The 14,337-nt window shown below is 73.4% G+C and carries 8 protein-coding genes; 7 read left to right on the top strand and 1 reads right to left on the bottom strand.

The annotated features are described in order from the left end of the window. Window positions 1-57 precede the first annotated feature (57 nt). From trpB to O2W20_RS18390, 7 genes are all read left to right on the top strand, one after another. Window positions 58-1,479, top strand: coding sequence for a tryptophan synthase subunit beta (gene trpB / locus O2W20_RS18420; protein WP_269171722.1), 1,422 nt, complete (start codon window positions 58-60; stop codon window positions 1,477-1,479). Then, window positions 1,476-2,279, top strand: a complete 804-nt coding sequence (gene trpA / locus O2W20_RS18415) for a tryptophan synthase subunit alpha (RefSeq protein WP_269171723.1) — start codon at window positions 1,476-1,478, stop codon at window positions 2,277-2,279. Before trpB ends, trpA begins: the two co-directional genes overlap by 4 nt. Next, the gene (lgt, locus tag O2W20_RS18410) at window positions 2,276-3,373 is read left to right on the top strand and encodes a prolipoprotein diacylglyceryl transferase (protein ID WP_269171724.1); all 1,098 of its coding nucleotides are present in this window, start codon (window positions 2,276-2,278) and stop codon (window positions 3,371-3,373) included. Before trpA ends, lgt begins: the two co-directional genes overlap by 4 nt. Before the next feature lie 398 nt (window positions 3,374-3,771). Continuing rightward, window positions 3,772-8,448 (top strand): glutamate synthase large subunit, encoded by a 4,677-nt coding sequence (gene gltB / locus O2W20_RS18405; RefSeq protein WP_269171725.1) that lies wholly within the window; start codon window positions 3,772-3,774, stop codon window positions 8,446-8,448. Next, a complete protein-coding gene (locus O2W20_RS18400) occupies window positions 8,441-9,925 on the top strand; it encodes a glutamate synthase subunit beta (RefSeq protein WP_269171726.1) in 1,485 nt (494 codons plus the stop codon). Before gltB ends, O2W20_RS18400 begins: the two co-directional genes overlap by 8 nt. 108 nt (window positions 9,926-10,033) lie before the next feature. Then, complete coding sequence (gene pyk / locus O2W20_RS18395; RefSeq protein WP_269171727.1) at window positions 10,034-11,449, top strand: pyruvate kinase; 1,416 nt, start codon at window positions 10,034-10,036, stop codon at window positions 11,447-11,449. Beyond that, window positions 11,446-12,333, top strand: coding sequence for an acyl-CoA thioesterase (locus tag O2W20_RS18390; RefSeq protein WP_269171728.1), 888 nt, complete (start codon window positions 11,446-11,448; stop codon window positions 12,331-12,333). Before pyk ends, O2W20_RS18390 begins: the two co-directional genes overlap by 4 nt. Before the next feature lie 83 nt (window positions 12,334-12,416). Here the strand turns inward: O2W20_RS18390 and O2W20_RS18385 are convergent, their stop codons facing one another. Beyond that, window positions 12,417-14,258, bottom strand: a complete 1,842-nt coding sequence (locus O2W20_RS18385; RefSeq protein ID WP_269171729.1) for a pyridoxal-dependent decarboxylase — start codon at window positions 14,256-14,258, stop codon at window positions 12,417-12,419. Window positions 14,259-14,337: the final 79 nt, after the last annotated feature.

Below are 14,337 nucleotides of genomic sequence, written 5' to 3'. Positions count from 1 at the left end.
CTCGCGGCGGGCCCCTGCAGGAGGGCCGAGGACGAGCAGGTCCTTACGCTGGAGGGCATGACCCTCTCCGCGCCCGCCCCGGCCCCTGACGTCCCCGACGCCACGGCGTCGGCGCAGTGGCCGGACGCCACGGGGCACTTCGGCGTCTTCGGGGGCCGGTTCGTCCCGGAGGCCCTGATCGCCGCGCTCGACGAGCTGACCGCGGCCTACGAGGCGATGCGGGTCGACCCTGCCTTCCTCGACGAGTTCGCCGCCCTGCAGCGTGACTACACCGGCCGGCCCAGTCCGATCACCGAGGTGCCGAAGTTCGCCCAGCACTGCGGCGGGGCCCGGGTGCTGCTCAAGCGCGAGGACCTCAACCACACCGGCTCGCACAAGATCAACAACGTGCTGGGTCAGGCGCTGCTCACCAAGCGGATCGGCAAGACCCGGGTCATCGCCGAGACCGGCGCCGGCCAGCACGGGGTCGCCACCGCCACCGCCGCGGCCCTGATGGGGCTGTCCTGCACCGTCTACATGGGCGAGGAGGACACCCGCCGCCAGGCGCTCAACGTCGCCCGGATGCGGCTGTTGGGTGCCGAGGTGATCCCGGTGACCACCGGGTCGCGCACGCTGAAGGACGCGATCAACGAGGCGTTCCGCGACTGGGTGACCAACGTGGAGACCACCAACTACGTCTTCGGCACCGTCGCAGGCCCGCACCCGTTCCCGATGATGGTCCGGGACTTCCAGCGGGTCATCGGCGACGAGGCGCGGGCCCAGCTGCTCGAGCGTGAGCAGCGGCTGCCCGACGTCGTCCTGGCCTGTGTCGGTGGCGGGTCCAACGCCATCGGGATCTTCACCGCCTTCGTGCCCGACGAGGCCGTCCGGCTGGTCGGCCTCGAGGCCGGTGGGGACGGCGTGGACACCGGCCGGCACGCGGCCACCATCACCGGCGGCGACCCCGGGGTGCTGCACGGCGCGCGCTCCTACCTGCTGCAGGACGACAACGGGCAGACCGTCGAGTCGCACTCCATCTCCGCCGGCCTGGACTACCCCGGGGTCGGCCCCGAGCACGCCTTCCTGCACGACATCGGGCGGGCCGAGTACCGGCCGGTCACCGACGCCGAGGCGATGGAGGCGTTCGCGCTGCTGTGCCGCACCGAGGGGATCATCCCGGCGATCGAGTCGGCGCACGCGCTGGCCGGGGCGATGGTCGTCGGTCGTGAGCTGGTGGCGCAGGGGACTGGTGGGCGGGGGGATGAGCCTCCGCTGCTGCTGGTGAACCTCTCCGGCCGCGGGGACAAGGACGTCGAGACCGCCAGTGCCTGGTTCGACCTGGCGGACCGGACGGCGCCCACCGACTCCGACGAGCGGGCGGTCGAGGCCGGCCGGGGCGCCGAGCCCGGGCCCGGCATGGACACCGACCAGCGCACCACCGAGGGCGCGGTCAGCAACGACCGGGCCGTCGCCGGGCAGGACGCGGGGGAGCAGGCATGAGCAGCGCCCTCGCCGACGTGATCGGCGCCGCCCGCGCCGAGGGACGAGCAGCGCTCATCGCCTACCTCCCGGTCGGCTACCCCGACGTCGACACCTCGATCGCGGCCATGGTCGCGGCGGTGGAGGGCGGCGCCGACGTCGTCGAGATCGGGGTCCCGTACTCCGACCCGGGGATGGACGGGCCGGTCATCCAGGAGGCCGTGGACGTCGCCGTCCGGGCCGGGGTCGGCATGGCGGAGGTGCTGCGCGCCGTCACGGCGGTCGCCGACGCCGGTGCGGTGCCGGTGGTGATGAGCTACTGGAACCCGATCGAGCGCTACGGGGTCGACCGGTTCGCCGACGACCTGGCGGCCGCCGGTGGCGCCGGCGCCATCACCCCCGACCTCATCCCCGACGAGGCCGGCGCCTGGCTGGCCGCCAGCGACCGGGTGGGCCTGGACCGGGTCTTCCTGGTCGCGCCGTCGTCCACCGACGCGCGGCTGGCCGCCACCGTCGCCGCCTGCCGCGGTTTCGTCTACGCGGCCTCCACGATGGGCGTCACCGGCAGCCGGGCCACCGTCGGGGACGCCGCGGAGCGCCTGGTCGCCCGCACCCGCGCCGCCGCCGGCGAGCCGCCGGTCTGCGTCGGCCTGGGGGTCTCCACCGGCGACCAGGCGGCCGAGGTCGCCGGGTTCGCCGACGGCGTGATCGTCGGGTCGGCGTACGTGCGGCGGCTGCTCGACGGACACGGCCCCGACGGCGTGCGTTCGCTGTCCGTCGAGCTCGCCGAGGGCGTCCGGCGTGCGAAGGTGCAGGCATGACCGTGCTGGCGGACGCCACCGTCCTCGCCGCGATCCCCAGCCCCACCCAGGGGGTCTGGGAGATCGGGCCGTTCCCGCTTCGCGCCTACGCGCTGTGCATCATCGCCGGGATCGTGCTGGCCTGCTGGCTGGGGGAACGCCGCTGGGTGGCCCGCGGTGGCGCCCCCGGCGACGTGCTGGACATCGCCGTCTGGGCGGTGCCCTTCGGCATCGTCGGCGGCCGGATCTACCACGTGATCACCACCCCGCAGCCCTACTTCGGTGCGGACGGCGACCCGCTCCGGGCCTTCGCCATCTGGGAGGGCGGCCTCGGCATCTGGGGCGCGATCGCGCTGGGCGGGGTCGGCGCGTGGATCGGCTGCCGGCGGCGGGGGATCCCGCTGCCGGCCTGGGCCGACGCCATCGCCCCGGGCATCGTGCTCGCCCAGGCCGTGGGGCGACTGGGCAACTGGTTCAACAACGAGCTCTACGGCAGCGCCACCGACCTGCCGTGGGCGTTGACGATCTACCGCTGGAACGCCTCGGCCGGACAGGCGCTCACCGGCTCCGACGGTGAGCCCGTGGTGCTGGGCACCTTCCACCCCACGTTCCTGTACGAGCTGCTGTGGAACCTGGGCGTTGCCGCGCTGGTGATCTGGGCCGACCGCCGCTTCCAGCTCTCCCACGGGCGGGCCTTCGCGCTGTACGTGGCCGCCTACTGCGCCGGCCGGGTCTGGATCGAGATGCTCCGCATCGACACCGCCGAGCAGTTCCTCGGGCTCCGGCTGAACGTGTTCACCTCGGTCGTGGTCGGCCTGCTGGCCGTCGCGTACCTGATCGTCAACCGCGGCCGGCCGCGCGAGGTGATCACCCGCGGGGCGGAGAAGGCCGGCGAGGACGCCCCGGCCGAGGCGTCCTCACCCACGGCGGACGGCACGGCCCCCGGCGCGACGACTCCGGGCGTGACGACTCCGGGCGTGACGACTCCGGGCGCGACGGCCGCCAGGCGGACGGCGACAGGCGGCACGGTCGCGGGGGAGACGGTCACCGACCGGGTGGACGAGGACCGGGCCGGTGCGCGCACCGACGAGGGCGGTCCACCAGGGAAGGGCTGACCCCGACACGGCGCGTCGGGGCGCCATCCGCGCAGCTGGAGGAGATGTTCCCGACACCTGGTCGACATGTCGCTCAGGTGTCCCCGCTGTGTACGCTCGACCACGGCCGACCAGTGATCCTGGGCCGGTCGGCGACGTCGGACCGGGCCAGCGCTGCCCCGTGCACGACCATCCCGCGGCCACCCGCCCCCGCGGGTGTGCGGGGTCCGTGATGCCGGCTCGACGTACCGAGTCCGCCGGCCTCTGCTGCCCCACTCGTCGGACCCTCCCCGGTCCTCCGTGCACCACCCACCCGCTCTGACCACCCGGCGGGGTCTGCGACCCCCCGCACCAGCGCCACCCGCCGACCGGACCCCGGCCGGAGGGCGGCGCCGCGGCCAGCCGACGACGGGAGTGACATGTCTGACCTCGCCGCCCCCTCCGCGGGATCGCCGTCCCCGGCCGCATCCGTGCCGGCCGTGCCGTTCTCCGCACTGCCGGCCGCCTTCGGGCTCTACGACCCGGCCAACGAGCGCGACGCCTGCGGCGTCGCCTTCGTCGCCGATGCCCGGGGGCGTCGCTCCCGGAAGATCGTCGCCGCCGGTCTCACCGCACTGCACAACCTCGACCACCGTGGCGCCGCGGGGTCCGAGCCCAACTCCGGTGACGGGGCGGGGATCCTGACCCAGGTCCCGGACGGGCTGCTGCGGGAGAGCGTCGAGTTCGACCTGCCGCCGCTGGGCGAGTACGCGGTCGGCATCGCCTTCCTGCCCGCCGATGAGACCGAGCGGGCCTCCGTCGTGGACGCCGTCGCCGGGCTCGCCGCCGAGGAGGGGCTGACCGTCCTGGGCTGGCGTGAGCTGCCGGTCGACCCGGACGGCGCCGACCTCGGGCCCACCGCCCGGCGGGTCATGCCGCACTTCGCCCAGCTGTTCGTCGCCGAGACCATCGGTGCCCGCGCCGACTCCCGTGCCTTCGGCGGCACCGCCGCCCCGCACGGGGTGACCCGGCTGGAGCGTCGCGCTTTCGTGCTGCGCAAGCGGGTCGAGCGCGCCGCTCGGGACGCCGGCACCAGCTGCTACGTCGCCTCGCTGTCCTCCCGGACGATCACCTACAAGGGCATGCTGACCACCGACCAGCTGCCGGCGTTCTTCCCCGACCTGCAGGACGAGCGGTACGAGTCGGCGATCGCGCTGGTGCACAGCCGGTTCTCCACCAACACCTTCCCCAGCTGGCCGCTGGCCCACCCGTTCCGGTTCATCGCCCACAACGGCGAGATCAACACCATCAAGGGCAACCGGAACCGGATGCGGGCCCGCGAGGCGAAGCTGGAGACCGGGCTGTTCGACGGCCCGGCCGGCCCGGCCAGCGAGCTCGGGCTGGAGCGGATCTTCCCGGTCACCGCCAGCGACTTCAGCGACTCGGCGACCTTCGACGAGGTGCTCGAGCTGCTGCACCTGTCCGGCCGGTCACTGCCGCACGCGGTGCTGATGATGATCCCGGAGGCGTGGGAGAACCACGACGAGATGGACGCGGCCCGCCGAGCCTTCTACCGGTTCCACTCCTCGATCATGGAGCCCTGGGACGGGCCGGCCTGCGTGGCGTTCACCGACGGCAGCCTCATCGGCGCCGTCCTGGACCGCAACGGCCTGCGCCCGGGCCGCTGGTGGCGCACCAAGGACGACCTGGTCGTGCTGGCCAGCGAGGCAGGCGTGCTCGACATCCCGGCCGCCGACGTGGTCGCCAAGGGCCGGCTCCAGCCGGGCCGGATGTTCCTCGTGGACACCGCCGCCGGGCGGATCGTCTCCGACGAGGAGGTCAAGGGCTCCCTGGCCGGCGCCGAGCCCTACGACGACTGGCTCCACGCCGGTCAGGTGCACCTGCCCCAGCTGCCCGAGCGGCGTCGTTCCCGGCCCAGCCACGAGTCCGTCGTCCGTCGGCAGCAGCTCTTCGGCTACACCGAGGAGGAGCTGCGCATCCTGGTGCAGCCGATGGCCGCCAGCGGTGCAGAGTCGATCGGCTCGATGGGCACCGACACCCCGATCGCGTCGCTGTCGGATCGCTCGCGGCAGCTGTACGACTACTTCACCCAGCTGTTCGCCCAGGTCACCAACCCGCCGCTGGACGCCATTCGCGAGGAGCTCGTCACCAGCCTCGGGCGCACCTTCGGCCCCGAGCAGAACCTGCTCGACGCCACCCCGGCCTCCTGCCGGCAGCTGTTCCTGCCCTACCCGGTCATCGACAACGACGAGCTGGCCAAGATCCTGCACATCGACGACGACGGCGACCTGCCCGGTTTCGCCGCCGTGCGGATCACCGGCCACTTCGACGTCGCCGGCGGCGGGGCGGCCCTGGCCCAGGCGGTCCAGGACCTGCGCACCAAGGTCAGCAAGGCGATCGCGGCCGGCGCCCGGGTCATCGTGCTGTCCGACCGGGACTGCGACGAGAAGCGGGCACCCATCCCGTCGCTGCTGATGACCGCCGCCGTCCACCACCACCTGGTGCGCGAGCGCACCCGGATGCAGGTCGGCCTGGTCGTGGAGTCCGGCGACTGCCGCGAGGTCCACCACGTCGCGCTGCTGCTGGGCTACGGCGCGGCCGCGGTCAACCCCTACCTGGCGTTCGAGAGCGTCGAGGACCTCATCCGCACCGGCACGCTCACCGGCGTCCAGCCCGCCCAGGCCGTCCGCAACGTGGTCAAGGCCATGGGCAAGGGCGTGCTGAAGGTGATGAGCAAGATGGGCATCAGCACCGTCGGCTCCTACACGATGGCGCAGATCTTCGAGACGGTCGGCCTGTCCAAGGCCGTCGTCGACGAGTACTTCACCGGGACGTCGGCCACCCTCGACGGTGTCGGGCTCGACGTGCTCGCCGAAGAGGTCGTGATGCGGCACCGCCGCGCCTACCCGAGCAACCCCACGGAGACGGCCCACCGGCGGCTGGAGACCGGCGGGGAGTACCAGTGGCGCCGCGAGGGGGAGGTGCACCTCTTCAACCCCGAGACGGTGTTCCTGCTCCAGCACGCCACCCGGTCCCGGCAGTACGACGTCTTCCAGCGCTACACCGACACCGTCGACGGTCTCTCGGCCGAGGCGGCGACGCTGCGCGGCCTGTTCTCCCTCAGGACCGGGGCCCGGCCCGCCGTCCCGCTGGAGGAGGTCGAACCGGTCAGCGAGATCGTCAAGCGGTTCCAGACCGGCGCGATGAGCTACGGCTCCATCTCCGCCGAGGCGCACGAGACGCTGGCGATCGCGATGAACCGGCTGGGCGGCAAGTCCAACACCGGTGAGGGCGGCGAGGACCCGGACCGGTTCACCGCCGACCCCAACGGCGACCTGCGCCGCAGCTCGATCAAGCAGGTCGCCAGCGGCCGGTTCGGCGTCACCAGCGAGTACCTGGTCAACGCCGACGACATCCAGATCAAGATGGCCCAGGGCGCCAAGCCCGGTGAGGGCGGTCAGCTGCCGGGGAGCAAGGTCTACCCGTGGGTGGCCCGCACCCGGCACTCCACGCCCGGCGTCGGCCTGATCAGCCCGCCGCCGCACCACGACATCTACTCGATCGAGGACCTCAAGCAGCTCATCCACGACCTCAAGAACGCGAACAACGAGGCGCGGGTGCACGTCAAGCTGGTCGCGGAGTCCGGGATCGGCACCGTGGCGGCGGGGGTCAGCAAGGCCAAGGCCGACGTCGTCCTGGTCTCCGGCTTCGACGGCGGGACCGGTGCGGCGCCGCTGACCTCGCTCAAGCACGCCGGCATCCCGTGGGAGATCGGCCTCGCCGAGACCCAGCAGACGCTGCTGGCCAACGGGCTGCGCGACCGGATCGTGGTGCAGGTCGACGGCCAGATGAAGACCGGCCGGGACGTCATCGTCGCGGCGCTGCTGGGCGCCGAGGAGTTCGGCTTCGCCACCGCACCGCTGGTGGTCGAGGGCTGCGTGATGATGCGGGTCTGCCACCTCGACACCTGCCCGGTCGGCATCGCCACCCAGAACCCGGAGCTGCGCAAGCGGTTCACCGGCAAGCCCGAGTTCGTGGTGACCTACTTCGAGTTCCTGGCGGAGCAGGTGCGCGGGTACCTCGCCGAGCTGGGCTTCCGCTCCATCGACGAGGCCGTCGGCCACGCCGAGCTGCTCGACGTCGCGCCGGCGATCGACCACTGGAAGGCCTCCGGGCTGGACCTGCGGCCGATCCTGGCCGTGCCGGAGCTGCCCGAGGGCACGCCGCGGCACAAGGTCCGCGACCAGGACCACGGGCTGGACGTCGCCCTGGACCAGACACTGATCCAGCTGTGCGAGGGCGCCCTGCTCGACGCCCGCCCGGTGCACCTCGAGCTGCCGGTTCGCAACGTCAACCGCACCGTCGGCACGATGCTGGGCTCGATGGTCACCCGCCGCTTCGGTGGGGAGGGTCTGCCCGACGGCACCATCGACCTGACCTTCACCGGGTCGGCCGGGCAGTCCTTCGGCGCGTTCCTGCCCCGCGGGATCACCATGACCCTGGTCGGCGACGCCAACGACTACGTCGGCAAGGGCCTGTCCGGCGGCCGGATCATCGTCCGCCCGGCGCCGGAGGCGAGCTTCCCCGCCGAGGACAACGTCATCGCCGGCAACGTGATCGGCTACGGCGCCACCTCCGGCGAGGTCTTCCTCCGCGGCCGGGTGGGGGAGCGGTTCTGCGTCCGCAACTCCGGCGCGCTGGCCGTCGTCGAGGGCGTCGGTGACCACGCGCTGGAGTACATGACCGGCGGCACCGCGGTGATCCTCGGGCCGACCGGGCGCAACATCGCCGCCGGCATGTCCGGTGGGATCGGGTACGTGCTCGACCTCGCCCGGCACCGGGTCAACACCGAGATGGTGGACGTCGAGGCGCTGGACGGGCAGGGCTCGGCCTGGCTGCGCGACGTCCTCGAGCGCTACTGCGTGGCGACCGACTCGGCGGTCGCGACCAGCCTGCTGGCCGACTGGGGCCGCTGGGCGGGCCGATTCAGCGTGATCATGCCGCGTGACTACCGGCGTGCCATGGAGGCCCGACGGGCCGCCGAGGCCGCCGGCTACGACGTGGACCGAGCCGTGATGGAGGCAGCTCGTGGTTGACAGCACCGGGTTCCTGAGGTTCGACCGTGAGCTGCCGCCCCGGCGGCCGGTGGACCTCCGCCTGCTGGACTGGAAGGAGGTGTACCTGACCCGCGACACGGGTGAGGACGCCGTCTTCCCGGTGCAGGCCGTCCGGGAGCAGGCGGCGCGCTGCATGGACTGCGGCATCCCGTTCTGCCACCACGGCTGCCCGCTGGGCAACCTGATCCCGGAGTGGAACGACCTCGCCCGCCGGGACGACTGGCAGGAGGCGATCGAGCGGCTGCACGCGACGAACAACTTCCCCGAGTTCACCGGGAAGCTCTGCCCCGCGCCGTGCGAGTCGGCCTGCGTGCTCAACCTGGAGAACGCGCCGGTCACGATCAAGCAGATCGAGTGGGAGATCATCGACCAGGCCTTCGTCAACGGCTGGGTCACCCCGCAGCCGCCGGCGGAGCTGACCGGCAAGAAGGTCGCCGTCATCGGGTCCGGGCCGGCCGGCCTGGCCGCCGCCCAGCAGCTCACCCGCGCCGGGCACCAGGTGACCGTCTACGAGCGGGACGACCGGATCGGCGGGCTCATCCGCTACGGCATCCCTGAGTTCAAGATGGAGAAGCGCCACCTGGACCGGCGGCTGGACCAGATGCGCGCCGAGGGCACCCGGTTCGTCACCGACGTCACCGTCGGCGGCAGCGCGGGCAGCCTGAGCACCGAGCAGCTGCGGGCCGAGCACGACGCCGTCGTGCTGGCGATCGGCACCCCGGTGGCGCGGGACCTGCCGCTGCCGGGCCGGGAGCTCGACGGCGTGCACTTCGCCATGGAGTACCTGCCGCACGGCAACCGCGAGGCGCTCGGCGAGCTCGACGACCCGCCGCTGTCGGCCAAGGGCAAGAACGTGGTCATCATCGGCGGCGGCGACACCGGCGCGGACTGCCTGGGCACCGCGCACCGCCAGGGCGCGGCGAGCGTGGCTCAGCTGGACTACAAGCCGGCGCCGGCGGGCACCCGGCCGGAGGACAACCCCTGGCCGACCTACGAGATGGTCCTGCGGGTCTCCCCGGCGCACGAGGAGGGCGGTGAGCGGTTGTTCGCCGTCAACACCGAGGCCTTCCTCGGCGACGAGCAGGGCCGGGTCCGGGCGATCGAGGTCGTCGAGGTCGAGGTCGTCGACGGCAAGCGCCAGCCCAAGCCCGGGAGCACCCGGGAGCTGCCGGCCGACCTGGTGCTGCTGGCACTGGGCTACACCGGGCCGGAGACCACCGGGCTGGTCGAGGAGCTGGGCTGCGGCGTGGACGAGCGGGGCCGGGTGGCGCGCGACGCCGAGTACATGTCCAGCGTCCCCGGGGTGTTCGTGGCCGGGGACATGGGCCGCGGGCAGTCGCTGATCGTCTGGGCCATCGCCGAGGGGCGCGCCGCGGCCGCCGCCGTCGACACCTGGCTGACCGGCGACTCGATGCTGCCCCGTCCGGTCACCCCGCACGCCGTCCCGCTGCGCTGATCCGCTGGTCGCCACGGGGATGAGACGTCCCTGACGACTGCTGCCCCTCGGGGGGACACGACGGACCCGGTCCGCCGTGCCCGCCCGAGGGGCGACTAGTTTTGCCTCATGTCTCGTCGCGCGAAGATCGTCTGCACCCTGGGCCCGGCGACCGGTTCCCTGGACCAGATCACCGCCCTCGTCGAGGCGGGGATGGACGTCGCCCGCCTCAACTTCAGCCACGGGAAGCACGCCGACCACGAGACGGCCTACCGGCACGTGCGGGAGGCCTCCGACAAGGTGGGCCGCGCCGTCGCCATCCTGGCCGACCTGCAGGGCCCGAAGATCCGGCTCGGCACCTTCGCCGACGGGCCGGTCGTCTGGGCCTCCGGCAGCCGGGTGTGCGTGACCGTCGAGGACGTCCCGGGCACCGCCGAGCGGGTCTCCACGACCTACAAGGACCTCGCCAACGACGTGCGGGTCGGTGACCGTCTGCTGATCGACGACGGCAAGCTCGCCCTCACCGTGGTCGAGGTCGACGGCCCCGACGTGTGGTGCCTGGTGCTCGAGGGTGGCCCCGTCTCCAACAACAAGGGCCTGTCCCTGCCCGGCGTCGCCGTCAGCGTCCCGGCCCTGTCGGAGAAGGACGCCGAGGACCTGCGCTTCGCGCTCTCCCTGGGCGTCGACTTCATCGCGCTGTCGTTCGTGCGGCACGCGAAGGACGTCGAGCTGGTGCGCGAGATCATGCGCCAGGAGGACGTCGAGGTGCCGGTGATCGCCAAGCTGGAGAAGCCGGAGGCGGTCGAGAACCTCGAGGCGATCGTCGAGGCGTTCGACGGCGTCATGGTGGCCCGCGGCGACCTGGGCGTGGAGCTGCCGCTGGAGCAGGTCCCGCTGGTGCAGAAGCGTGCGGTGCAGGTGGCCCGGGAGCGGAACAAGCCGGTCATCGTCGCCACCCAGATGCTCGAGTCGATGATCAGCGCCTCCCGGCCCACCCGGGCCGAGGCCTCCGACGTCGCCAACGCCGTCCTGGACGGCGCGGACGCGGTGATGCTGTCGGGGGAGACCTCGGTGGGCAAGTACCCCGTCGTCGCGGTCAAGACGATGGAGCGGATCATCGACGCGGTCGAGTCCGACGCCGTGCGGGTGCCCGAGCTGCTGGTGCCGCCGCGGCAGCGCTCCGGGGCGATCGTGCGGGCCGCCAAGGACATCGGTGAGGCCCTCGACGTCGCAGCCCTGGCCGCCTTCACGCTGACCGGGAAGACCGCCCAGCTGCTCGCGGCGCTGCACACCCGGTTGCCGATCCTCGCCTTCACCACCGACCCGGCGGTCCGCAGCCGGCTGGCGCTGTCCTGGGGCGTGGAGACCTTCCTCGTCCCGGAGGTGACCCACACCGACGACATGGTCGGCCAGGTCGACTTCTCGCTGCTGTCCATCGGCCGGCTCAAGGAGGGCGACAAGGTCGTCATCGTGGCCGGCAGCCCGCCGAACACCGCCGGCTCCACGAACCTGGTGCGGGTGCACGAGGTGGGGACCGAGGCGTGACGGCCGGGGTCGCGCAGCCGGGGGAGACCCCGGCTGCGGAGCTGATGCTCGTCCTGGACCTGGAGGAGCGGGGTCCGGACGTCTACGTCGGCCAGACCCCCAGCACGCCGTTGCAGCGGATCTTCGGCGGACAGGTCGCCGCGCAGGCCCTGACCGCCGCGAACGCGACGGTCGGGCCGGGGCGGGTGGTGCACTCGCTGCACTCGTACTTCCTGCGCCCCGGGGACCCGCACGAGGAGATCCGCTACGAGGTCGACCGCATCCGCGAGGGTCGCTCGTTCAGCACCCGACGGGTGGTGGCCCGGCAGACCCGCAAGGGGGAGGACGTCGCGATCTTCGCGCTGACCGCGGACTTCACCGCGGGGGAGCGCGCCGTGGTCGAGCACTCCCTGCCGATGCCCGACGTGCCCGGGCCCGACGGCCTGCCCGGTCTCGCCGAGGTGACCGCAGCGCACCCCGACCAGGGCGCTGCGTCCGCGGCGATCGGGCGGGCGGTCGAGCAGCGGTACCTCGCCGACCCGTTCGACCCGCAGCCCCGGCTGCCCCCGGACACCGCCTTCCGGGTGTGGTTCCGGGTGGCCGGCCGGCTCCCCGACGACGACCACGTGCACGCGGCCGCGCTGACCTTCGTCAGCGACCTGACGCTGCTGTCGGCCGGGCTGGCCCGCAACGGTGGCGGCTGGAGCGGGTCGATCGTGGGCGCCAGCCTCGACCACGCCGTCTGGTTCCACCGGCCGGTGCGGGCCGACGAGTGGTTCCTCTACGAGACCGACAGCCCCGCGGCCGCCAGTGGGCGCGCACTGTGCTTCGGCCAGATCTGGGCCGCCGACGGCACGCACGTGGCCACCGTGGCCCAGGAGGGCCTGATCCGCTCCCTGGGCTGAGGCCGCAGCTCCGGCCGCCCGGGCGTGCACTGAGCGGGGTGGCCGCGTCCCGGCCACCCCGCTGAGCGCACGTCGCCGCCGGGTCAGCGGGTCGGGTGCTCCGGGTCCGCGGCGTGCAGGTCGGTCTGTGCCTCCGCCTGGGTGGCCGTCTCGTCACCCGCGGCCGGGGTCTCCACGGTGGCGGTCCCGGCGTCCGGGGTCCCCGCTGTCTCGATCTCGGCGGTCTCCGCGGTCGGGGTGTCGGCGTCCGGGATGCCGGGCGTGCCCGCTGCCGCCGGCTCGGTGCCCGGCTCGATCTCCGAGGCCGCCGCGTCTGCTCCGGCAGCGGGGTCCGCCTGCTCGGCTGCGGCCTGCTCGGCCGCTGCCTGCTCGGCCGCGACCGCCTGCTCAGCGGCGGCCGCTGCTGCGGCGGCCTGCTCCGCGGCGGCCTGGCGCTCGGCCTGCTCGCGGGCCCGCTGCTCGGCCTGCTGCTCGGCGAAGTCGTTGGCCAGCCAGTCGTGGCCCTCGCGCAGCAACGTCCACAGCCGCTCCACGTGCGCCCGGGTGGTCGCCGGGGCGCCGATCGCCACCCGCAGCACCGCCCGGCCGGCCACGGTGGTGTGCGTCAGGAAGACCTCGCCGCCGTCGTTGAGCCGGTCCAGCAGGGTCATGGTGGCGACGTCGGCGTCCACGCCGCGCGCCCAGCGCGGCTGCAGGCAGACCAGCGACAGCGGGTGGGGGGCGACGACGTCGAACCGGTCGTCGGCCTGCGCCCAGCCGGCCAGCTCCTGGGCGAGCGCGACGTGGCCGCGGACGTGCTCCCGCAGCCCTTCGGCGCCGTACCAGCGGACCACGAACCACAGCTTGAGGGCCCGGAAGCGGCGGCCCAGCTCGATCTGCCAGTCGCGGTAGTCGACGACCGTGCCGGTGTCGGTGGCCGCGTTGCGCAGGTACTCGGGGAGGATCGACAGGGCACCGGTGAGCGCAGCCCGGTCGGCGACCCAGAAGAGCGTCGCGTCGAAGCCGGTCAGCAGCCACTTGTGCGCGTCGGTGGTGTAGCTGTCGGCCCACTCGACGCCGTCCTGCAGCGGACGGAGCTCCGGGGCCACGGCGGCGACCCCCGCGTAGGCGGCGTCGACGTGCAGCCACACCCCGAAGCGCTGGCAGATCGGGCCGATCTCGGCCAGCGGGTCGATCGCGGTGGTCGACGTCGTCCCGACCGTCGCGCAGACGAGCACCGGGACGAACCCGCGGGCGACGTCCCGCTCCAGCCGCTGCTGGAGCGCCCGGGGGCTCATCGCCAGCGCGGAGTCGACCTCGACCACGCGGATCGAGTCGGTGCCCAGCCCGGCGATCCGGGCTGCCTTCTCCATCGAGCTGTGCGTCTCGGCGGAGACGTAGACGGTGAACTCCTCCGGACGGACCCCCTGCCGCAGCGTCGCGCCCTTGCTCACCCGGTGCAGCGCGGCCAGCAGGGCGACCAGGTTGGCCCCGGAGCTGGAGTCCTGCACCACGCCGCCGCCGGTGCCGGTGGAGCGGAAGGACCCCGGCAGGCCGAGCAGGTCGGCGAACCAGTCCATGACGTGCTGCTCGAGCTCGGTGGCGGCCGGGCTGGTCACCCAGGACATGCCCTGGACGCCGAGGCCCGCGGAGAGCAGGTCACCGAGGACGGACGGGCCGGAGGTGTTGGCCGGGAAGTAGCCGAAGAAGCCCGGGTGCTGCCAGTGCGTCACCCCGGGCAGCACGATCCGCTCCAGGTCGGCCAGGACGGCGGAGACCGGCTCGCCCTGCTCGGGGGCCGTCGCGGGCAGCATGGCCCGGACGTCGCCGGGGGAGACCCGCGACCGGACCGGGTGAGCGGCGATCCCCGTCCAGTAGTCGGCGATCCAGTCGACGACCTCGTGGCCGTGCTGGCGGAACTCCTCGGGGGTCATGTGGCCGGTCACGGGGCCAACATAGGCGGCGCTACGAGATCCGTTTCGTGCTGGTCCTTCGGTGCCCCCGGTGCGACTCGAACGCACACTG

Origin of the sequence: Modestobacter sp. VKM Ac-2982 (assembly GCF_026967935.1) — a bacterium.
Classification (GTDB): Bacteria; Actinomycetota; Actinomycetes; order Mycobacteriales; family Geodermatophilaceae; genus Modestobacter.
This window is presented reverse-complemented; position numbering and strand designations above follow the sequence as displayed.

Bases quoted from the DNA above. Each gene is read 5' to 3' on its own strand.
- trpA (WP_269171723.1), top strand. From the start codon at position 1,476: ATGAGCAGCGCCCTCGCCGACGTGATCGGCGCCGCCCGCGCCGAGGGA.
- gltB (WP_269171725.1), top strand. From the start codon at position 3,772: ATGTCTGACCTCGCCGCCCCCTCCGCGGGATCGCCGTCCCCGGCCGCA.
- pyk (WP_269171727.1), top strand. From the start codon at position 10,034: ATGTCTCGTCGCGCGAAGATCGTCTGCACCCTGGGCCCGGCGACCGGT.
- lgt (WP_269171724.1), top strand. From the start codon at position 2,276: ATGACCGTGCTGGCGGACGCCACCGTCCTCGCCGCGATCCCCAGCCCC.
- trpB (WP_269171722.1), top strand. From the start codon at position 58: ATGACCCTCTCCGCGCCCGCCCCGGCCCCTGACGTCCCCGACGCCACG.